18 protein-coding genes are annotated in these 20,762 nt (G+C 57.8%); 5 read left to right on the plus strand and 13 right to left on the minus strand.

The genetic code is table 11. The features are described from left to right. Nucleotides 1–3 precede the first annotated feature (3 nt). The gene (locus AC2FJF_RS01880; RefSeq protein WP_496722432.1) at nt 4–759 is read left to right on the plus strand and encodes a ParA family protein; all 756 of its coding nucleotides are present in this window, start codon (nt 4–6) and stop codon (nt 757–759) included. Further along, a complete protein-coding gene (locus AC2FJF_RS01885; protein WP_496722434.1) occupies nt 756–1,223 on the plus strand; it encodes a CYTH domain-containing protein in 468 nt (155 codons plus the stop codon). Before AC2FJF_RS01880 ends, AC2FJF_RS01885 begins: the two co-directional genes overlap by 4 nt. Here the strand turns inward: AC2FJF_RS01885 and AC2FJF_RS01890 are convergent. The 9 genes from AC2FJF_RS01890 to AC2FJF_RS01930 form a co-directional block, all read right to left on the minus strand. Beyond that, nucleotides 1,220–2,533, minus strand: coding sequence for a sensor histidine kinase (locus AC2FJF_RS01890; RefSeq protein ID WP_496722437.1), 1,314 nt, complete (start codon nt 2,531–2,533; stop codon nt 1,220–1,222). The genes AC2FJF_RS01885 and AC2FJF_RS01890 overlap by 4 nt on opposite strands. A 49-nt stretch (nt 2,534–2,582) precedes the next feature. After that, nucleotides 2,583–3,263 (minus strand): response regulator transcription factor, encoded by a 681-nt coding sequence (locus AC2FJF_RS01895; RefSeq protein WP_058273791.1) that lies wholly within the window; start codon nt 3,261–3,263, stop codon nt 2,583–2,585. Between the two features lie 181 nt (nt 3,264–3,444). Then, nucleotides 3,445–4,887, minus strand: coding sequence for a Do family serine endopeptidase (locus AC2FJF_RS01900; RefSeq protein WP_496722440.1), 1,443 nt, complete (start codon nt 4,885–4,887; stop codon nt 3,445–3,447). Nucleotides 4,888–5,642: 755 nt separating this feature from the next. Beyond that, a complete protein-coding gene (locus AC2FJF_RS01905; RefSeq protein ID WP_496722443.1) occupies nt 5,643–6,242 on the minus strand; it encodes a nucleotidyltransferase family protein in 600 nt (199 codons plus the stop codon). A gap of 31 nt (nt 6,243–6,273) precedes the next feature. Then, nucleotides 6,274–8,691: a GcvT family protein gene (locus AC2FJF_RS01910; RefSeq protein WP_496722445.1), complete on the minus strand. Its 2,418-nt coding sequence runs from the start codon at nt 8,689–8,691 to the stop codon at nt 6,274–6,276. Nucleotides 8,692–8,894: 203 nt separating this feature from the next. Beyond that, on the minus strand, nt 8,895–10,205 hold the full coding sequence (locus tag AC2FJF_RS01915) for an HlyC/CorC family transporter (RefSeq protein WP_496722447.1): 1,311 nt from the start codon (nt 10,203–10,205) through the stop codon (nt 8,895–8,897). Between the two features lie 63 nt (nt 10,206–10,268). Further along, nucleotides 10,269–11,222 (minus strand): site-specific tyrosine recombinase XerD, encoded by a 954-nt coding sequence (locus AC2FJF_RS01920; RefSeq protein ID WP_496722449.1) that lies wholly within the window; start codon nt 11,220–11,222, stop codon nt 10,269–10,271. Nucleotides 11,223–11,224: 2 nt separating this feature from the next. After that, complete coding sequence (locus AC2FJF_RS01925) at nt 11,225–12,748, minus strand: hypothetical protein (protein ID WP_496722452.1); 1,524 nt, start codon at nt 12,746–12,748, stop codon at nt 11,225–11,227. Further along, nucleotides 12,738–12,887 carry a hypothetical protein gene (locus AC2FJF_RS01930; RefSeq protein WP_170557697.1) on the minus strand — a complete coding sequence of 50 codons (150 nt, stop codon included), beginning with the start codon at nt 12,885–12,887 and terminating at the stop codon, nt 12,738–12,740. The genes AC2FJF_RS01925 and AC2FJF_RS01930 overlap by 11 nt, the downstream gene beginning before the upstream one ends. A 79-nt stretch (nt 12,888–12,966) precedes the next feature. On the opposite strand from AC2FJF_RS01930, the gene AC2FJF_RS01935 reads away from it, so the two are divergent. Further along, complete coding sequence (locus AC2FJF_RS01935) at nt 12,967–13,554, plus strand: shikimate kinase (RefSeq protein ID WP_496722454.1); 588 nt, start codon at nt 12,967–12,969, stop codon at nt 13,552–13,554. Then, complete coding sequence (gene aroB, locus AC2FJF_RS01940; protein ID WP_496722456.1) at nt 13,555–14,667, plus strand: 3-dehydroquinate synthase; 1,113 nt, start codon at nt 13,555–13,557, stop codon at nt 14,665–14,667. Here the strand turns inward: aroB and AC2FJF_RS01945 are convergent, their stop codons facing one another. After that, entirely contained in the window at nt 14,668–15,738 is a 1,071-nt protein-coding gene (locus AC2FJF_RS01945; RefSeq protein WP_496722458.1) for a site-2 protease family protein, read from the minus strand. A gap of 18 nt (nt 15,739–15,756) precedes the next feature. After that, the gene (ssb, locus tag AC2FJF_RS01950) at nt 15,757–16,263 is read right to left on the minus strand and encodes a single-stranded DNA-binding protein (protein WP_496722461.1); all 507 of its coding nucleotides are present in this window, start codon (nt 16,261–16,263) and stop codon (nt 15,757–15,759) included. 207 nt (nt 16,264–16,470) lie between these two features. On the opposite strand from ssb, the gene AC2FJF_RS01955 reads away from it, so the two are divergent. Beyond that, on the plus strand, nt 16,471–17,052 hold the full coding sequence (locus tag AC2FJF_RS01955) for a lytic transglycosylase domain-containing protein (RefSeq protein WP_496722463.1): 582 nt from the start codon (nt 16,471–16,473) through the stop codon (nt 17,050–17,052). A 62-nt stretch (nt 17,053–17,114) separates the two neighbouring features. Here the strand turns inward: AC2FJF_RS01955 and AC2FJF_RS01960 are convergent, their stop codons facing one another. Then, nucleotides 17,115–19,202, minus strand: coding sequence for a dipeptide ABC transporter ATP-binding protein (locus AC2FJF_RS01960; protein WP_496722466.1), 2,088 nt, complete (start codon nt 19,200–19,202; stop codon nt 17,115–17,117). Nucleotides 19,203–19,293: 91 nt separating this feature from the next. After that, on the minus strand, nt 19,294–20,757 hold the full coding sequence (locus AC2FJF_RS01965) for an ABC transporter permease (RefSeq protein ID WP_496722469.1): 1,464 nt from the start codon (nt 20,755–20,757) through the stop codon (nt 19,294–19,296). Between the last annotated feature and the right edge of the window lie 5 nt (nt 20,758–20,762).

Below are 20,762 nucleotides of genomic sequence, written 5' to 3' on the forward strand. Positions count from 1 at the left end.
AGAGTGAAGATCATTGCCTGTTACAGCAACAAGGGCGGTGTGGGTAAAACCGCCACCTCGGTCAATCTGGCGCATGCCTACGCAGCAGCAGGGCACAAGGTTTTGCTATGCGACCTGGATCCGCAAGGGGCGTCTGGGTTTTATCTGCGCGTCAAGCCGTCCAAAAAGCTGACAGATGCACGGTTTTTTGACGATGTCGCGCGCTTTACCAAGTCCATTCGAGCCAGCGATTTCGAAGGGCTGGACGTGCTGCCAGCAAACATGACCTTCCGGGATTTTGACGTCTTCCTGTCGCGGATGCGGAACAAACGATCCAGGCTGAAAAAAGCGCTGATCTCGGCGGGCAGCGATTATGAGGTGATCATTCTGGATTGCCCGCCCAACTTTTCGACCCTTTCGGAAAACATCTTCAAAGCCGCAGATCTGATCGTGATTCCGGTCATCCCGACGACGCTGTCTGAGCGGTCTTTCGATCAGTTGGTCGGTTTTTTCGATACCAACAAGTTGTCGAAGAAAAAGCTGACAGCATTCTTTTCCATGGTGCAACAGCGCAAGACCCTGCACCTTGAGACGATGGATGCGATGCGAAAGCTTTATCGAAAGCGGTTCCTGCACAGCTCAATCCCGTTTGCGGCGGATATCGAACGGATGGGGCAGAACCGTGCGCCGGTCAGTGAATTCGCCCCGCGCAGCGCCGCCAGCCTGGCATATCAAAAGCTGTACGATGAGATGGAAAACGGAGTGGTGTCAAAGCGATGAGCACCGAAATTGAACGCAAGTTTCTGGTGGCGGATCGGCCCGACCTGAGCGGCGCTGATAAGGCCGTCGTCCGCCAAGGTTATCTGACTGCACCGGACGATTCCACGGAATTGCGTCTGCGGCAAAAGAATGACAGGTATTTTTTGACGCTCAAAGGAGCGGGCTCCTTGGTGCGGGTGGAACGCGAGGCCGAGATCACGGCCGAGCAATTCGAAACCTTCTGGCCGGAAACCGAAGGACGTCGGGTTGAGAAAGAACGCTATACCGGAAAAATGCTAGACGGTCGGGTGTTTGAGCTGGACATCTTTCTGGGAAGCCTCGCGCCGCTGCGGCTGGTCGAGGTGGAGTTCGATACAGAGGCCGAGGCGCAGGCATACACGCCGCCCGACTGGTTCGGAACAGATGTGACGGCAGATAAACGTTACAAAAACAAGATGATGGCGATCAATGGTGTGCCAATCTAGGGCTTACGCGCCAGTTTGATTGTTGCCTCAAGGCCAGGTTCGCATTTGCGCGCCTCGAATGCGCCCTGATGCATGTGAGAAATCGCCGCCACCAGCGCCAGACCCAGGCCTGAGTTGCGCTCGGTCCTTGCGGGATCGAGCGTCACAAACGGCACCTGCAAACGTGGCAAATCCTCTTCAGGGACACCAGGGCCCCGGTCACGCACGCTCAGGCAGGTGTAGGGACCGCTTTCTGACAGGGTGATCGTGATTGCCGTCTTTTCCGGGGCATAACGCATGGCATTTTCCAGAAGATTTGACAGCGCTTGAGACAGAAGCGGGCGGTGCCCCTGAACAGTGTGGGCGGTGCCGACGACCTCAAGCGAGATGCCCTGATCGGCGGCAACTGGTTCGTACAACTCGACGACGTCACCGATCAGTTGCTGCAAGTCCACGGGTTCGAACTGTTCCCGCCCGACACCGGCCTCGGCGCGAGAAATTTCGGTCAACTGCCCAAGAACGCGCAGCACGTGGTCGATTTCCGCTGTCGCGCGTGCCACGTCGACGTCGCGGTCCAGATCGCTTTTGGATGGGTCAGACAGTGACTCGACCCTTTGACGCAGGCGGGACAGCGGGGATCGCAGGTCATGGGCGATTGAATTCGAGGTTGTGCGCAGATTGCTGATCAGTTCCTCAATCCGGTCCAACATGCTGTTCAGGGTTCCGGCCACTTGATCCAGCTCGTCCCCGGTTCCGCGCAAAGGCATGCGGCGGGACAGATCACCTGACACGATGTTTTCCGCTGTTCCCGCAAACTCGGACAGGCGAGTGAACACCAGCCGCGTGAAAAGCCAGCCGGTCAAAAGGCTTAGCGCCAGTGCAATTGCAAGCGCCAAGCCAACCGCGCGCAACAGCGCCCTGTCAAATTGCTGCCGTGCAAGGGCATCACGACCTACTAGCAGGCGTTCGCCGCCCGGCAAGCGGACCGAGGCGGCCGAGATCGGGACCAACTGGTCGTTATCGGCGCGGCGTAGTTCTAGGTCGACCCAGCCACTGCCTGCCGTGACGTCCGCAGGCCAGTGCTTGAGGTTGCCAGCCAGCTTTACACCGAACCGGTCAGTCAAAAGATACAAAGCATCCCGTTCGGACGCGGTTGGAATCCTGCGTTCAATGGCTTGCAACAGCCCGAATAGGCCGCGCCGTTCATATTCATCGGCCAGACCGGTTAATTCGGCGGATACCACTGAACGGGTCTCGCCCTCGATACTGCGATTGGCGGTGAAGTATACAAGCCCCAGCACGATGGCCGTCAGCAATGTGCTAAGAACCATGCTGGCTAGAACGAGGCGGGTGCGAGAATTATTGAACGAAAGTCGCAGGTTATCCATCGGATATCATGTAACCCGCACCTCGAACCGTTTCAATCAACGGCGGCCTGTCGCCTTCATCCAACTGGCGGCGCAGTTTTGAGATATGGACGTCGACCACGTTGGTATTTGGGTCAAAATGGTAATCCCAGACACCTTCCAGCAGCATGGTGCGCGATACGACGCGGTTCTTGCGGCGCAGGAAGAATTCAAGGATCTGGAACTCACGCGGGGTCAGGGAAATCTCTTGTCCATCGCGGGTGACTTTGCGTGTCAGTAAGTCCATTTCCAGGTCGCGGCAGGTCAGCGTCGCGGTTTCCTCAGATTCCTGCGGGCGCCGCAATAGGGCTTCGATCCGCGCGTGGAGTTCCTGAAACGAAAATGGTTTGACCAGATAATCATCCGCACCCGACCGCAACCCCTTAACCCTTTCGTCAACCGCGCTCATTGCGGTCAGCATCAGGGTAGGGGTCTTGACCCCAGCCGCCCTTAAGGATCGGATCAGCGAAAGGCCATCAAGACCGGGAAGCATCCGGTCCAGCACGATGGCGTCAAACCCACCATCCGTGGCGTGGTACAGACCCTCGCGGCCATCTGCGGCCTGCTCGACCACATAGCCTTCTTCGCCAAAGCCCTTGGCGATGAACTCACGAGTGTCCTCGTCATCTTCGACGATCAGCAGGCGGCGGCTCATGTTTCGGGTTCCTTTCTATCGGGATTTAAACACAAATTTCCTGAAAAGCACATGATTTGCGTAAACTACGTGCCGGGTGCGTTGCAGCGCACCCGGCAGTCCCGGCGGAATGCGGACAATTCAATCCGCCGAGGAGGCGCACGCCAGAAATCCCCATCAAATGGCGCACGCGGACTTCGGGTCAGGCGATTTCCACCGCCACGAAGATCTGGTTTCCGCCCCGGTTGATCAGCACCAGTGCAGGGTCAGTCTTTTCGCTGTCCAGCGCAGCCTTCAGCGCGTCGGGTGAGGCGGTTTCCTGACCGCCCAGTTTTACGATCACGTCGCCGCGTTGCAGACCGGCCTTGGCGGCAGGGCTGTCGGGCTTCAGATCAGTGACGACCACACCATCGACATTCTCAGCTACGCCCATTTGTGCGCGGTTGCTGTCGGTCAGCGGTGCGACGGTCACGCCCAACGCGGTGCCCGAGATACCTTCGTCCACCGATTTGTCGATCTCGGCCGAGGCGCTTTGATGCTGTCCGATTGTCAACTCGATCTGTTGCTCTTTTCCATCACGCAGAACGGTCATGACACTGTCGGTACCGACTTTGGTCGTGCCGACAAGGATCGGCAGGTCGCTGCTGGAATCGACGGCTTCATCGTTGAAGGTCAGGATAACGTCACCTTGCTCCAACACGCCCTCTGCGGGGCTGCCCGCGACGACATCTGACACAAGTGCGCCGGTCGAGGCATCGATCCCCATGGCCGCCGCGATCTCTGGGCTGACATTCTGGATTGAAACACCAAGCCAGCCGCGGCTGACCTGACCATCGTCACGCAGATCGGCGGCGATATGTTCAACGATGTTCGAGGTCACGGCAAAGCCCAGACCAACGGAACCGCCGGTGGGCGAGTAGATGGCCGAGTTCACGCCGATCACTTCGCCTTCCATGTTGAACAGTGGACCGCCCGAGTTGCCCTTGTTGATGGCCGCATCGGTCTGAATGAATTCAGCGTAGGGCCCGGCCGAGATATTGCGGCCTTTGGCCGAAACGATGCCCGTGGTCACGGTCGAATGCAGGCCAAACGGGTTGCCGATGGCCACGACGTCCTCACCCACGCGGATAACGTCGCTGTCCCCGATCTCAACGGCTTGCAGCGACTCGCTGGCGTTGATCTTCAGAACGGCGATGTCAGTCAGCGGGTCGGTGCCCACGATTTCGGCTTCGAAACTACGGTCGTCGCTCAGACGGACGGTCACGGTCGAGGCATTGTCGACAACGTGGTGGTTGGTGATGATGTACCCGGCTTCGTCGAGTACAAACCCCGATCCCAAGCCTTGCGATAGTCCACGCTGCGGTGCCTGAAAGCCCTCAGGCGCTCCGAAGCGTTTGAAGAACTCTCCAAAGGGGTGGTCTTCCAAATCAAAATTCTGTCCCTGTCCCGGTGCTTGCACGGGCACAATGTCCTGTTCGGCAATGATGGTCACCACCGAGGGGGACACGCTTTCAACCAGATCAGCCAGGGCTTCGTCTGCCAGCGAGGGCAGGGCGGTCGTGGCCAGCAGCGCGGCGCCAAGCGCGGATGCGCCAACGAGGCCTGTTGCACGTGGCAAAAGCAGTGAGGATTTACGGATGCTCATTTTTGTCTCCTGTTTATTTCACGCGATTGCAGCCGCGCGTTAACCGAGGAGATGAGGCATCAACCTGTGAGTTTCCTGTGTTGAGGATTAAGAAATCTTAATTTCGCCACAAACAGGTCGTCGTATGCGGACGGTTCGCCGAGATAATGGCGAATCGCTTGTCACGAATCAGCGATTGTTGCCAATTTGAAAGTCAAACCCTGATTTAACCTGAATTGATTCAGTTTTGGTAACAAAGGATCACTGGAAAGCCTTGGCGAAAATCCGCTCACCCCTTGGTTGTGGTGCGTTGCTGCAACCTGAGCAAATTAAGTACATATGCACCCAATAACTTTTATATATTACTAATAAAGAATATGCATAACGTCAGGTTTGGACCAAAATGGTCAGTTCATTGATCTTCTATAGGTAGATTTCGCCTCGGCGGGATGTTGCGCAAAAACCATTCCGAGACGCCAAAAATTAACCGTTCTTTCCAATTTTACATTGTTTGGAAGCACCGTTTGGGTGACGATGATCTTGCCCAAGCGAAGGGGGAGCCGACGGCACTAGGGGGTGCCAACGGCTTGTCACAGTCACTGGAAACGCTGAGCGGCATGTTAACGAGGGGGTCTTGTTTAGGTTCAGCGGCGGAATAGCCAGGGTGCCATAGGCATTTTTGGCAGCGTTTTCAGGATTGGTGAAAAGTGGTAGTCCTGTTTTGGGCAAACGGCCTGGTCGGTATCGACCAGGCCGTTTCTATTTTGGCAGGCTGGCTATGTGGCCCGCCTGGCCCGCCAGCGCGCCCAATCCTCGGGCGTGTCTAAATCCAACAGGGCGTTTTGGCCGGGCAATGGTTGAAGATGCACTGCATTCTTATGCGCCTGCACAACGGACTGCGCGCCCTCATCGCCTGTAAGTTGCCTGAGCTCTCTGAACAGCGGACGAGCAAACACAACCGGATGGCCGGGCTTTCCTGTGGCTGTCGCCCCACGCCAGATCAAGCAATTTGGATATTCTTGGATAGACTCTGCGACCTGCTTCAGGTCACCAACTGTGATTTCCGGCAAATCTGCCAGTAAAACCATGACAGCCCTGGCATCGGCGGGCACATGCGCAAGAGCACCGCGCAAACTGGCGTTCATGCCCTCATCAGCGTCGGGTATTTCAACTGCAACAACATCCATACCTTTCAAGGCGTCCTGGCGAGGATGCGGGGCAGGCGGTAACGCAACGATCACCGGGCCTACCTGCAACGCTGTTTGTGCGGATCGCCGTAGCAGGGGCATGCCATCGACGTTTTGCATCAGCTTGTCCGTGCCAGCCATGCGGCGGGATTGTCCGGCGGCCAGAAGAATGATGGGAATATCTCTCATGCAATCACATAGCCGCCATGGCCATCTTTTGTCATCCCCGCATGCGTGCACCGTCCGCATCGAACAGTGGGGTTGAGATCGCGCGCGCCTTGCGCATCTGGCCCAGTATCTCAATCTCGACCTCTAATTCGTCGCGTATACGGTCCGAGGGCAGGAAGCCCATGGCGATGGATTTCCCGGCATAGTGTGAATACCCGCCCGAGGTGCAGAATCCGACGACCGCACCATCCAGCCAGATCGGCTCATAGGCATTCACGTCGGCGTCGTCTGCATCCACTTCGAACGAGACTAGCTTGCGCGCGGTCCCCTCGGAGCGTTCAAGCTCGGCTGCGGCGCGACCGATAAAGCCGGTGTTCTTCGTGAAGGCAATAAAGCGATCCAGCCCGGTTTCCGCGGCAGAGTAGTCGGGTGAGAACTCGCTCATCCAAGACCCAAAGAACTTGTCCAACCGCAGGCTCATCATCGCGCGCATGCCAAATGGCACCATGTCGTGGGGCTGACCGGCCTGCCAAAGGGTCCACCACAATTGCCGTTGGGCCATCGGATCACAGTAGATTTCGTACCCCAGATCGCCTGTGTAGCTGACCCTTTGAACGGTGCAGTCGGTCATGCCGATGGTCATGCGGCGAACATCAAGGAACCTGAGGTCAGAAATGTTCGTGCGGGTGCATGCCGCCAGCACTTCTACGGCATTTGGGCCTGCGATCTGGAACCCGTTCAATCGGTCGGAAACATTTTCAATGGAAACGCCGTCTTCCTGATGTTGCAGGAACCAACGCATGTGAAAGGCCTGACTGCCATATGAAGCAGTCAACTGGAATTCGGTCTCGTTCAGGCAAGAGACAGTGAAGTCCCCGATCAGCTTGCCCTTATGCGACAGCATCGGCGTCAGGGACAACCGCCCCGGATTTGGAATTCGTCCGGCCATGACCCGATCCAGCCAAACTCGTGCGCCGGGACCAGTGATGCGGTACTTGCCGAAATTGTGGACTTCATTGATGCCTACGCTGTTGCGAACAGCGCGCACCTCGCGCCCGGTTGCCTCGAACGCATCCGAGCGTCGGAACGAGGGCGTTTCATAGCCCGGCTCATCGCCTTGCGCAAAATAGTTCGCAACCTCTAGCCCGTATTGCTGACCCCAAACCGCGCCCAGATCGCTGAAGATATCGTACATCGGGGTGGTCCGGTTCGGACGCGCGGCAGGCAGTTCTTCGTTGGGGTAGGCGACACTAAAGCGTTTCTGATAGTTCTCGATCACCTTCGGGCGCGTATAGCCAGGCCCGATCCAGTCGCCGAAGCGGGCGACATCCATGGCGAACACATCGCGCTCAGGCTCTCCTTCGATCATCCATTGCGCCAACGTTAGGCCAACCCCGCCGCCCTGACTGAAACCCGCCATCACGCCACAGGCGGACCAATAGTTGCGCATGCCCGGCACCGGCCCGACGAGCGGGTTGCCATCGGGCGCAAAGGTAAACGGTCCATGGATCACCGATTTGACACCAGCCTCGGCCAGAACGGGGAAGCGTTTGTAGGCAAATTCGATGCTGTCGGTGATCTTGTCATAATCGTCGGGCAGCAGTTCGTGGCCGAACTCCCACGGTGTGCCATCGACAGCCCAGGGTTTGCAGGGTTGTTCATAGAACCCAATACACAGCCCGCGCCCTTCCTGCCGCAGATAGCTTTCTCCGGCGGGATCCATCACATGCGGATGCTCGCCGCCAGCATCGATGATCGCTTCGATCTGAGGGATCGAGTCTGTCACCAGATATTGGTGTTCCATCGGGTGCAGGGGGAAATAGACGCCTGCCATCGCGCCAACCTCGCGCGCCCAAAGGCCACCGGCATTGACGATGTGTTCGGCATGGATCGTACCCTTGTCGGTAACCACATCCCATGTCCCATCGGTGCGTTGGATGGTCTCGCGTACCATGCAGTGCGTTTCGATCGTAGCGCCTCCCATCCGGGCCGCTTTGGCATAGGCATGGGTGGTCCCCGACGGATCCAGATGACCGTCCAGCGGATCATAAAGCGCACCGATGATCCCGTCGGTGGCGGTGATAGGAGCGATCTTTTTGATCTCATCCGGACCAACGATTTCCGTCTCCAACCCCATGAACCGATGCTTGGCGCGTTCTGCCAGCAACATGTCGAACCGATCCTGATTATCTGCCAGCGTCACTCCGCCCACATGATGCAGACCGCAGGACATGCCGGTAATCTCTTCCAGCTCTTTATACAGCCGGATCGTATACCCCTGCAGCGCCGCCATGTTGGTGTCGCCGTTCAGGGTGTGAAACCCACCCGCTGCGTGCCAGGTCGACCCGCTGGTCAGCTCGGAGCGTTCCAACAGCATCACGTCCGTCCACCCCAGCTTGGTCAGGTGATAGAGTACGGAACATCCAACGACTCCGCCGCCGATGACTGCAACTTGGGTTGTGAGTTTCATGCACGTCTCCTGATGGCTATGCCGTCAGTCTCAATAGGAAAGCTGCCTTTGCAATAGCTTCAGCGACAGAAAGTGTCGCGGAAGGCGATCCGGGTTCAGCACCTGCTGGCGACCCCAAACAGGAAGGATACGGTGGTTGTCCAAAAGAAAACCGGCGCTCGGATCAGAGCGCCGGTGGATTCTTGCAGTTTTTTGGGTTGTTCTCAGAGAGGTCGAACTTTCAGTTCGGTGATCCGGTTGCCTTGACGTTTTGTCACCTCAAAGCGGAAGCCGTGAAAGGAAAAGACCTGACCGACGGTTGGGATCATTTGCGCTTCGTGAATGACCAGACCGGCGATGGTATTTGCCTCATCGTCAGGCAAGGACCAATCCATCGCGCGGTTGGCGTCGCGGATCGTGGTGGCCCCTTCGACCAGAAACTGCCCATCTTCGGTTCGGGTCACGGATACGTCTTCGTCGATGTCGAACTCGTCCGCGATCTCGCCCACGATTTCCTCGAGGATATCCTCAAGCGTGATCAGCCCGCGCAGCGAGCCATATTCATCCACTACCAGTGCAAAGTGGCTGTGCATCCGAAGGAATTCGCGCATCTGATCGTCCAGAGTGGTGGTTTCCGGAACAAAATAGGGGTCGTTCGCGACCTTGAGGATGTCGAATTCTTTCAGTCGGTTATCAGCGTTCTCACTGCCGCCGGCATGGGCGTACATCGCGCGGAACAGGTCCTTGGCGTGGACGACACCAACGATGTTTTCCTGTTCGTCGCGAAACACGGGCAGGCGGGTGTGGCTGCTTTTCAGACATTGCTGAAGGATGGCCTCGGGCGAAGCGTCTGCATCGATCATCTCAATATTCGAGCGGTGCAACATGATCTCTTCAACCGTACGATCGCCCAGATCCAGCGCGCCAAGGATACGGTCGCGGTCTTCCTTTTCGACCACGCCTTCGGAATGACCAAGCTGCAACGCACCGGCGATTTCCTCGCGCACGGCCAGAATGTTGCTGTCCGGGTCGATCTGGACGCCAAACAGGCGCAGAACACCACGGACCAGCAAACGCACGGCTGCAACGATGGGTGAAAACACCGTCACGACGACGCCGATGATCGGTGCCACGGCAGCGGCGGCCTTTTCCGAATTGGTGATCGCGTAGGTTTTGGGCAGAACCTCGGCAAAGATCAGGACTAGAAGGGTCATTACAAGCGTTGCCAACGCAACGCCGCTTTCACCGAACAGCCGTGTGAAAAGCGCAGTCGCAAGCGATGCGGCAAGGATGTTGACAAGGTTGTTGCCCAACAGGACCGAACCGATCAGTCGTTCGTTATCGTCAGTGATGTCCAGGGCCTTCTGCGCACCGCGCGACCCTTTGTCGGCCTGCGCACGCAGTTTTCCGCGCGACGAGGCGGTCAATGCCGTTTCAGAACCCGAGAAAAAGCCCGATAGGACAAGCAAAAGTAGAATGGCGCCTGTGGTAAACCAGAATGCGCCGTCGATCAGAGAAGCAGAAGAGGGTTCCATCGGTCCTTGGTTGTTCGTGATACTGCATCCGTTATGGGGGTGCGCATGCTGTGGATCAAGGGGTTAGCCGTCGTCATCGCCGTCTTTCGCCAGCGGGTGATGTTGCAACACAAGCTCTGACAGGCGTTCGTCCAGGACATGGGTATAGATTTCCGTGGTCGCCACGTCGGCATGGCCCAGCAGGGTCTGGATCGACCTCAAATCGGCGCCATTCGCCAGAAGATGCGTGGCAAAGGCATGGCGCAGGGTGTGTGGCGTCACTTTTTCCGGCGAAACGCCGCCTTCTACGGCCAGTTCCTTGACCAGCAGGAAAAACCTGTGCCGGGTCAGATAGCCGGATTTACCGCGAGACGGAAACAGGAACTTGGAACGCTGAGCACCGTCTGCAACCTGCTTGTCCTCGGCCTCGTCCCTGATAAGCAACCACGCCGCCAACGCATCGCGCGCCGGAGGCGACAGTGGTACCATCCGTTCCTTGCCACCTTTGCCCAGCACTAGCAGCATCCGGGGGTCACCCCGGGCCGAGGAGACTGGCAGCGAAACCAATTCGGTCACCCGCATTCCCGTGGCGTACAGAACCTCCATCAGGCAAGTGTTGCGCACCCGGTCTGCATCTTTGCGGCCGGTGCGGCGCGCGGCCTCAAGCAAACGATCGACTTCAGCGACATCCAGCGTTTTGGGCAGGCGTTTTTGTCGACCGGGGCCTTTGATCTGAATGGCGGGGTTAGCTTCAAGCCAACCTTCTTCGAAGGCGAACCGGAACAGTTGCTTGATCGCGGACAACCGACGTGCGCGCGTGGAACGGGACAGGCCCTGTGCGTCGCAATCAATCAGGTATTGCTCAATCTGTTCTCTCTGTGTGTCAGGAAAACCCGTTTTTCGACGTTCCAACCAGGCCGAGAATTCTTTCAGATCGCGGCCATAGGCCAGCAGCGTGTTGGTCGCAGCGCCCAATTCAGCGGCCTGAGCTTGTAAAAAGGTGGAAATCCACAAGTCCTGCGTCGCCGGGGCCGCCACGATCAGCGGTCCTGCAGGATCAGCAAGTTCAGTGCGGCGCGGCGGGCGGTGTCCTCAAGACCCACACGGCGCAAAGTCGCGATAGCCGCTGTCAGGTCGACAAGGTTGCCGCGCGACCCATGCGCGAACCGCTGCATGGTCTCCAAGATCGCTTCCCCCAGCTGATCATTGTTTAGCATCGTTTCGATATTCGGCGGGACCGGAGCAGCCCATGCAAACCCTTGCGCAACCGCATCCGCCAGAGGCGAAGGAGAGCGCGCGCGCCCCGGATCTCCTTGCGCTAACGCCGCCAGAAAGTGATTTTCGTCGGATTGACCGGGCACAGAAAGGGCCGCCGTTTCATACAGTTCAGACAACAGCAGGATACGCCAGCGCAGCTGTTCCGCCGACGGGTCCGTCAGCTCTATCTGCGACAGGCGTTCTGCGAACAATTCTGCAAAGGGTACCTCTAATCCGATCAGGCGCATTTGCGCCCACACGGTCTTCAAAGCCCGAGCGATTTTCTCGGGATCGCGTGAATCCAGCGCAGACTCGAACCGTTGCACGGCCGAGACCCTGTCCCAAACTGCGCCGGACGCGGCTGGAGAGCGCTCGGTATACAGCCCCAGCAATTGGTTGGGGGTCAGCGCGCCGATGCGGGTCAGCCGCTCAGCCGCTTCGATCTGCGCTTTCCACCCGGCTACGTCCCGCAGGTCGGCATTTGCAAAGGCACGGGGCAGAGGGGCCGATGGCAGGCGTTCTCCGATCGCCTCAAACAGGCGAAAGGTCAGTGGGCTGGGATCATCTGGTTGCGGAAGGTATTCGGCTTCTTCAAACAACTCGGGGCTGAGAAAGCGATCCAGCACATCCAGCTCATCTGGTGGCAATATCTGCAATGCGTGCGCCGCTTCCAGTGTGAGGGCGGCTGATGGCCAGTCTCCGCGCCGCGCCTTGCAGAAAATCTGTGCGGCGTAGTCCTGAGACAGGTGTGGCTTCGCGATCAGCGACGTACAGCTGCGATCCTCGTCCCCGGTGAGCAGGGTGGCGTCAAACCAGCGCTGGAACCTTTCGCGTGTGTCGGTCGGACCGGCCAATTGGACCAGCGATTGCGCCGGGTCGGCTGCGCCAAGTTGCATCAATCGGTCGATGCGGGCCAATAGTAGCGTTTCCTCGGCGCCGGAACTGGCAGGTGCGCGGGCCTCGGACAGGATCAGCGTAAACAACAACCGCTGCATGGCGGGGTTATAGCGAACCGGCACATCGGTGATCAGCTCAGCCAGCCGGTCGGCATCACTATTCTGCCAAAGGTGCACCGGCAGGCCAGTCACCGACGACGACACAAGCCCCAACGGCTGTGACAGTGCCTCAAGCGGAGAGACTTGGATATCCGGCTGAATGCCCGTCTCCGTGACCGGTGGTTCCAACAGGACAGTCCCTGGCAGGTTTTCCGGAGGGTCCGTCAGCCAATCGATGACGGAAAGAGGAGCCTGTTGCGCCTGCGCTGAACCGGCCAGCAATAAGGCAGCCAGTGCGGCTTTATTCAACATTCAGGATTACCGGCTCTCGGATCTCGTCTTGCGGGGCCGAGAAATCCACCCCGAATATCGGACCCAGATACGCATATCCCACCAGCCCGACAAAACACAGGCAAACAATATATATCAGGAACTTGATCAGACGGCCCATTGCTCAACGCTGCCCCAATTTTGTCTTTTGCCATAGTTATAGCTGGCATTTTTCGTAAGATCACGTCATTCACGTTGAAATGAGCGAAATTAAGCATAACGCCCACACAGAAGGTACTGATGCGGTCTTTGAACTGCACAAAACCGTCGTTCTTGTTGGCATGATGGGGGCCGGAAAGACGGCTGTAGGCCGTGCATTGGCCGCAAGGTTGGGCGTTCCGTTCCTAGACAGTGACGCCGAGATCGAATCGGCCGCCAATATGACCATCCCCGAGATTTTCGAGCGTGACGGTGAGCCGTTCTTTCGTGCCAAGGAAAGTCAGGTCATTGGGCGCCTGCTGGACGAGGAAAAAGGCATCCTGTCAACTGGCGGCGGCGCGTTTCTGTCTGAGCTGAATCGCCAGATGATCACCGAACGCGGGGTCTCGGTCTGGCTGCGGGCTGATTTGAAGGTGTTATGGAACAGGGTCAAACACAAGGACACGCGGCCTTTGCTGCGCACGGCTGACCCTTATGCGACCTTGCGCGACTTGTACGAAGCCCGCGTTCCGGTTTATGCGCAGGCAGGGCTGACGGTTGAATCCGATGGCGAAACCTCGATTGAAAATATGGTGGACCGGGTGGTGGAGTCGATGTTGACGCGCCCCGACGTATTGGAACGGAAGTAAATGCACCAAACCGTACATGTAGAGCTGGGCGAACGCTCGTATGACGTGGAAATCGGGCCCGACCTGCTGGCACAATCCGGCACAATGATTGCACCCTTATTGCACCGGCCCAAGGTCGCCGTTCTGACGGATGAGAACGTGGCCGGGTTGCACCTGAATGCGTTGCGGGATGGTCTGGCAACTGCTGGTATTGAGATGACCTCGCTGGCCTTGCCCGCGGGCGAAGCCACAAAAAGCTGGCCGCATTTCGAGCGCGCGGTTGAATGGCTTTTGTCGGAAAAAGTCGAACGCCGCGATGTGGTCATTGCCTTGGGTGGCGGGGTCATTGGAGATCTTGCGGGATTTGCCGCGGCCGTTTTGCGGCGCGGTGTCCGTTTCGTCCAGATACCGACCTCTTTGCTGGCGCAGGTGGACAGTTCTGTTGGCGGAAAAACCGGGATCAACGCACCACAGGGCAAGAACCTGATTGGGGCATTCCATCAGCCGTCTCTGGTTCTGGCGGACACTTTGGTTCTGGGCACCATGACACAGCGGGATTTCCTGTCGGGTTATGGCGAGGTCGTCAAATACGGCCTGCTGGGCGATGCTGCGTTCTTTGAATGGCTCGAAGCTAACGGTCCCGACGTTTCGGTTGGCGATATGGCCGCGCGCGTGCGGGCGGTGACACGCTCGGTTCAGATGAAAGCCGACATCGTAGCCCGCGATGAGACAGAGCAGGGCGACCGTGCGCTGCTGAACCTTGGGCACACTTTCTGTCACGCGCTCGAAGCGGCAACCGGGTATTCGGATCGTCTGCTGCACGGTGAAGGCGTAGCCATCGGCTGTGCGCTGGCGTTTGAGCTGTCCTCACGTCTTGGGCTGTGCTCACAGGAGGAGCCAAGCCGTGTTCGGGCGCACTTGCGTGCAATGGGAATGAAAACCGATCTGGCCGACATTCCCGGAGATCTGCCGGGTGCCGCGGCACTGGTTGATCTGATGGCGCAGGACAAAAAGGTCATCGATGGCCAGCTTCGGTTTATTCTGGCCCGCGGGATCGGGCAGGCGTTCGTAACTTCGGACGTCCCAAGGGACGCTGTATTGTCCGTGCTGGAAGACGCATTGGCGACGGTCTGATCAGCGTCCGCGGATCACCATCAATTCTCCGATGTTTTCGCGGGTGATGTAGCCAACCATTGCGCCGGCCTGCGTGCAAACTGCGACGGCGGGAGCACCCTTGTGTAGCTTTTCCAGCACGGTTTCCAAGCCGGTGGTCAATTCAACACGCGGGATCTCGGTTTCCATGATTGAAGTTGCCAGATCGGACCGAGGTGCCTCTTGCGCCATGGCAGTAAACAGCGTGCCGCGCGCAATAAAACCAAGCAAGTCTCCATTCGAACCCAACACGGGGAACTCGTGTTGCGTGGTGTGAATGACGGCCTGTGCGGCGGTTGCAAGCGTGTCGTTGGGCGATAGGGAGTGAAACTCGGTAATCATAGCGTCGCGGGCCAGCACCCGCCGCGCGACCGAGCGCATGGCCACATCGTGGCTTTCGGCATTGGCCGCGACGAACACGAAGACGGCGATCAAAACCAGCAGGGGGTTACCAGTGCTCAACCCAAGAAAACCAAACGCCACCGCCACGACCTGACCCGCAAGGGCGGCGATACGTGTGGCTTTTACCCGGTCCATCTTCAGACACAAAAGCGCGCGGAATACCCGGCCGCCATCCATGGGGAAGGCCGGGATCATGTTAAATACGGCCAGCAGCAAGTTCACATAGGCCAGCCGGTTCAACAGCCCGGCACTGGTCGAATCGATCCGGGCCAGGGAATCCAGCGTCATTCCGGCCCCCATGGCCATCAAAACGATCCAGATCACAATATTTACCGCCGGCCCGGCCAGAGCGACCCAGACTTCTTCCATGGGCTTCTCGGGCATCCGTTCTAGCCGGGCGAGCCCGCCGATAGGCAGCAAGGTGATGTCAGGGGTTTTGATGCCGTAGCGCCGCGCCATCAGCGCGTGGCCGAACTCGTGCGCGACAACGCAGGCAAACAGAGCCAGAACAAAGATCAGGTTGTCGATCGCGGCGGGCACCCCGCCTTGGGAATAGGCCGCAAAGGCGACCCAGCCCAGTAGCAGAAAAAAGGTGACATGGACCCTCAGTTCCGACCCCAGTATTCGGCCGAGAGAGAAGGACCATGTCATGTTGCGTCTCCGTTTGTCTTAGAACGGAATCTCGTCGTCGTCGATTCCGCCGGATGCAGGTGCAGGGGCAGGGGCGCTGGACTGTCCGCCATAAGGGTCGCCATAGCCGCCGCCCGCCTGACCGCCGCCATAGCTGCCTGACTGTCCGCCGCCGTAACTGCCTCCGCCTTCACCGCGTGCATCCAGCATCACAAGGGTCGAACCGAACCCCTGAAGAACAACCTCAGTCGAGTAACGGTCCTGCCCAGATTGGTCCTGCCATTTGCGGGTCTGCAATTGCCCTTCGAGATAGACCTTCGAGCCTTTGCGCAGATATTGCTCCGCCACGCGGACAAGCCCTTCGTTGAAGATCGCGACCGAGTGCCACTCGGTGCGCTCACGACGCTCGCCAGTATTGCGGTCTTTCCAGGTTTCGGATGTGGCGATGCGCAGGTTGCATACTTTGCCCCCGTTTTGGAAATTCCTAACTTCAGGATCGCGGCCAAGATTTCCGACCAGAATGACCTTGTTGACTGAACCTGCCATATATTTCCCCGTTCTTGTCTGTGTCGAGCGCGCCCGAATCTGACGCGAAGTTGCTACGCGACCCTATACGGCCTGCGTCATGGTTAAAACACAGTTGATGTGTGCAACGGTTGGCAAGAAACTACGCAGGTTCTGTTTACCAAGCTTTTATTCTTGCCTGAAATACCTATACTCATTCGGGTTCGAGAGCGAGCGGGATTGGCATAAATGCGTTTTCAAGTTGGTTGTTTTTCTGTTCTGTGCCTTGCGCTGGTTTCGGGTCCGGCAGCAGCGGACACCCTGTCCACCAAAAGCCGCAAGGACATCTTCCTCAAACAATCCAAGATTCTGGACTCGCGCGCAGCCACTCAATACCGCGATTCTGAACGGCTGAAGCCAAAGACCGCGCAGCCATCTCAGGTCATCAAGCGGTATAATGGTAAATATCGCGGCCAATACCTGGCGCTGGCGCGGCAAGCAGCCCGGAAACACAGTGTCCCGGAAGAGTTGTTCTTGCGACTGGTGCAACAGGAAAGCGGATGGAACCCGCACGCGGTGTCTCACAAAGGAGCACTGGGTCTGGCGCAGCTGATGCCTGGAACCGCGCGCCTTTTAGGTGTGAACCCGCATGATCCGAAGCAAAATCTGGAAGGCGGGGCCCGTTATTTGTCGTGGCAGTATCGCAAGTTCAAATCCTGGCGGCTGGCGCTGGCGGCTTATAACGCCGGTCCGAAAGCCGTGGAAAAGCACGGCGGCGTGCCACCTTACAAAGAAACCCAGAACTATGTGAAAGTGATCTGGGGCGGCTGAAAAACTACCAACCCAAGTCAGAAAAGAACCGGCGCTGTGGCCGGTTCTTTGCGTTTGGGCTGTTACTCGGCCGCGATTTTGATGACCGGCTCCATGCGGGCCAGAACCTCTTCGGAAAGATGGCACTTGACCTGATGCCCGTCCGAAAGGGTTTTCACCGGCGGCACATCTTTCTCGCACAGTCCGCCCGGCACTTCGGATTTCCAGCGACAGCGCGTCTGGAAAGGGCACCCCGGGGGCGGGTTCATGGCCGAGGGGATATCACCATCCAGAACGATATGCGCTTTTTCAACCGACGTATCCGCGATGGGAACAGCACTCAGCAACGCTTCGGTATAGGGGTGATAGGGCGGCGAAAACACCTGGTCGGTGGTCCCCAGCTCGACCACATGGCCCAGATACATCACCATCACCCGGTCGCTGAGATAGCGCACAATCGACAGGTCGTGACTGATGAACAGCAAGGTTGTCTTGTGTTCGCGCTGAATCTCCATCAACAGGTCGGTCACCGCCGCCTGCACAGACACATCCAATGCCGACACAGGTTCGTCCGCAACTACGATCCGCGCATCGCCTGCAAAGGCGCGCGCGATACCGACGCGCTGTTTCTGTCCACCGGACAACTGACGCGGCATCCGATCGGCAAAGGCGCGCGGCAGCTTCACCAGGTCCAACAATTCCAGCATGCGTTGTTTTCGCTCAGCCTCGGAATTGCCGATGCCAAAAATTTCCAGCGCGCGGATGATCTGCCGCCCAACGGTCATCGAGGGGTTCAGAGTGTCAAACGGGTTCTGGAACACCATTTGAACTTCGCCCACGGTTTTGGCGTCACGTTCTTCGATGGGCACATCTTCGATGTTGCGGTTGTCCAGAAGGATTTGCCCATCTGTGGCTGTTTCAAGCCCCATCAACACTTTGGCAAAGGTGGATTTACCGCACCCAGATTCGCCTACAATCGCCAGCGTCTCAGACTCATGCGCCTCAAAGCTTAGCGTTTCGTTGGCTTTGACTACCTTCTTCTCACCGCCCCCGAACAACGCATTGGCGGCTACCTCATAGTATTTCTTGAGGTTGTCCATTTTCAGGACAACGCGACCGATTTCACCTTTTTCTTTCTTGTCGGCCAAAGTGATCGGGGCGTTCCAGTCAATCTCCTTGTACTTCAAACAGCGTGTGTGGTGGCGGTCATTGCCGGGCACAGGCTCCATCAGAATGTTCTGCGCGTCGCAGCGGCCTTCTTCGAAATAGTCGCAGCGCGGGCCAAAGTTACAGCCTGACGGGCGTTCGTGGGGCAGGGGGAAGTTCCCCGGAATAGCCACCAATGGGCGGGCGTTCTTGTCTGCCCCCGGCAACGGGATCGAGCGGAACAGCGCCTGCGTATAGGGGTGCTGCATCTCGTCGAACACATCGTGTATCGAGCCGCGCTCAACCGCCTCACCCGAATACATCACGCAAAGCCGGTCACAGGTTTCCAGAACCAGACCAAGGTTGTGCGAGATGAACAGCATCGAGGTGCCGTATTTCTTACCCAAATCCCTGACCAGCTCGACTACGGCGGCCTCTACCGTCACATCCAGTGCGGTTGTCGGTTCATCCAGAATCAACAGCGCCGGCTTCGACATCAGCGCCATCGCGATCACGATACGCTGCTGCTGCCCCCCTGACAGCTGATGGGGGAACGAGTTCAGCATCCGCTCGGGGTCGGGGAGGCGTACGTCCGTTACCACTTCCAATGCGCGGGCATGGGCCTCTTCCTTGCCGACTCCCTCGTGGATCATCGGCACTTCCATCAATTGCTTGCCGATCTTCATCGCCGGGTTCAGCGAGGCCATCGGTTCCTGATAGATCATCGCGATCTCATTGCCGCGGATATCGCGCAATTCATCCGCGCTCATCTCGGCCAGATCGCGGCCTTTGAACTTGATCGAACCGCCTACAACCCGCCCGTTCTTGCCGAGGTCCTGCATGACCCCAAGTGCCACAGTGGACTTGCCGCAACCGGATTCTCCGACCAGTCCAACAGCCTCGCCGGGCTGTACGCTGACCGAAAAATCCATCACGGCGGGAATTTCCCGAAGGCGGGTGAAGAAAGAAATCGAAAGTTTGTCGATCTCAAGAATCGGGCCGTCATATTCCGCCAATTTGTTCATCTTGTATCTCCTCGCGAGAGTCCGGGGATCCCCTTCATCTGGCTAAAAACATCCTGGGGGTCCGGGGGCAAAGCCCCCGGTCGCTCTCACATCAGTCCTTCAGGCTTTCTTCGCGCAGTCCATCCGCAAGCAGGTTCAAACCAAGAACCAGCGACAGCAAGGCAAAGGCAGGCGGAAGGGCAGGGTGCAGATAGATAGAAAGTAGCTTGCGCCCTTCATTGATCGTAGAGCCCCAATCGGGGCTTTCCGGAGGCAGTCCCAATCCGAAGAAACCCAAGGTTCCCAACAGGATCGTGGTATAGCCGATACGCAGACAGAAATCGACGATCAGCGGGCCACGTGCATTGGGCAGGATCTCCCACAGCATGATGTACCAAGGGCCTTCGCCACGGGTCTGTGCCGCCGCCACGTAATCCCGTGTTTTGATGTCCAGCGCGAGACCGCGCACGATGCGGAAAACCGTAGGCGAGTTCACGAAGACCACCGACACAAACACCACAAGGATACCGCCTGGGATATCGAACAGGTCCAGATAGGTCGGCAGACCCCAAATGCTGTAGTCATCCGTGTTGATGACGTAACCACCGGTCGAAATCAGCGACAGATACAACCACAGTGCGATACCCAGAACCCCGATCAATAGCGGAGTGCGGAAATTCGGGCGGGTATAATACCGCGAGTTTAGCAGAACGCCGATAAACAGTATCGGGAACACGAACAAAACGGCCGCCATATAGTTCGGCACACCTGTCGCCACGATTTCCGGCGTGACCAGCAAGTAGAACAGCAGGATGACCGGGAAAGCCAGGATCAGATTGGCAAGGAAGGACAGGAACGTGTCCAGACGTCCGCCATAGTACCCGGCTGGTAGACCAAGAGTGATCCCGACCATAAATGCGAACATGGTCGCAAGCGGAGCGATCTGAACCACGATCCAAGCACCTTTGACCATTCGGCTAAAGACGTCGCGGGCAAGGTTGTCGCCGCCCAGAAGGTACCAGGCATACTCACCTTCTTCGGGACTTGGCAGTGGTGTTCCCGGCACTTTGTTCTTCATGCCCGATACCTGAACCAACGGGTCATGAGTGATGATCAGATCCAGCGCACCGAAGATGCCGGTGAAGACCCAGAACATCACAAGGCCAAAACCGATCATGCCGATGGGGCTGTCGAACAGTTTGCCGTAAAGGCCGAGGCGACGTTTGAAGGCAATCGACATTGCAAACAGGATGATCAGCGATAACCACACAGGAAGAAACTGCTGCGAGATCGCTCCGATTATACCGGCACTGGTCCCCATGAGGATGCCAAGCACGATGTAGGCCAAGGCAAGCGCGACACAGGCGGAAAAGCTGTATCTCAGAGCCTTTTGTGTTAGCCCACGTAGCCCGTTGCCGCCGCTTATGGTGCCGTCGATATTCACGCTCATCGGGGATTCGGGCAGCACAATGCTTCCGATAATCCAAACGACGATTGATACGATCAACGCGGCAAGCGCGATCATCAGGATAGGGTTCAGAATGGCGATAGAGCCGGTCCAGCTTAGAGGTTCCATGATCT

The organism is Ruegeria sp. CDSB013, from assembly GCF_059611165.1.

What these genes read in the sequence shown, in the direction of transcription:
- AC2FJF_RS01885 (WP_496722434.1), top strand. Translation starts at nt 756, where the DNA reads ATGAGCACCGAAATTGAACGCAAGTTTCTGGTGGCGGATCGGCCCGAC.
- AC2FJF_RS01890 (WP_496722437.1), bottom strand. Translation starts at nt 2,533, where the DNA reads ATGGTTCTTAGCACATTGCTGACGGCCATCGTGCTGGGGCTTGTATAC.
- AC2FJF_RS01895 (WP_058273791.1), bottom strand. Translation starts at nt 3,263, where the DNA reads ATGAGCCGCCGCCTGCTGATCGTCGAAGATGACGAGGACACTCGTGAG.
- AC2FJF_RS01900 (WP_496722440.1), bottom strand. Translation starts at nt 4,887, where the DNA reads ATGAGCATCCGTAAATCCTCACTGCTTTTGCCACGTGCAACAGGCCTC.
- AC2FJF_RS01905 (WP_496722443.1), bottom strand. Translation starts at nt 6,242, where the DNA reads ATGAGAGATATTCCCATCATTCTTCTGGCCGCCGGACAATCCCGCCGC.
- AC2FJF_RS01910 (WP_496722445.1), bottom strand. Translation starts at nt 8,691, where the DNA reads ATGAAACTCACAACCCAAGTTGCAGTCATCGGCGGCGGAGTCGTTGGA.
- AC2FJF_RS01915 (WP_496722447.1), bottom strand. Translation starts at nt 10,205, where the DNA reads ATGGAACCCTCTTCTGCTTCTCTGATCGACGGCGCATTCTGGTTTACC.
- AC2FJF_RS01925 (WP_496722452.1), bottom strand. Translation starts at nt 12,748, where the DNA reads ATGTTGAATAAAGCCGCACTGGCTGCCTTATTGCTGGCCGGTTCAGCG.
- AC2FJF_RS01930 (WP_170557697.1), bottom strand. Translation starts at nt 12,887, where the DNA reads ATGGGCCGTCTGATCAAGTTCCTGATATATATTGTTTGCCTGTGTTTT.
- AC2FJF_RS01935 (WP_496722454.1), top strand. Translation starts at nt 12,967, where the DNA reads ATGAGCGAAATTAAGCATAACGCCCACACAGAAGGTACTGATGCGGTC.
- aroB (WP_496722456.1), top strand. Translation starts at nt 13,555, where the DNA reads ATGCACCAAACCGTACATGTAGAGCTGGGCGAACGCTCGTATGACGTG.
- AC2FJF_RS01945 (WP_496722458.1), bottom strand. Translation starts at nt 15,738, where the DNA reads ATGACATGGTCCTTCTCTCTCGGCCGAATACTGGGGTCGGAACTGAGG.
- ssb (WP_496722461.1), bottom strand. Translation starts at nt 16,263, where the DNA reads ATGGCAGGTTCAGTCAACAAGGTCATTCTGGTCGGAAATCTTGGCCGC.
- AC2FJF_RS01955 (WP_496722463.1), top strand. Translation starts at nt 16,471, where the DNA reads ATGCGTTTTCAAGTTGGTTGTTTTTCTGTTCTGTGCCTTGCGCTGGTT.
- AC2FJF_RS01960 (WP_496722466.1), bottom strand. Translation starts at nt 19,202, where the DNA reads ATGAACAAATTGGCGGAATATGACGGCCCGATTCTTGAGATCGACAAA.
- AC2FJF_RS01965 (WP_496722469.1), bottom strand. Translation starts at nt 20,757, where the DNA reads ATGGAACCTCTAAGCTGGACCGGCTCTATCGCCATTCTGAACCCTATC.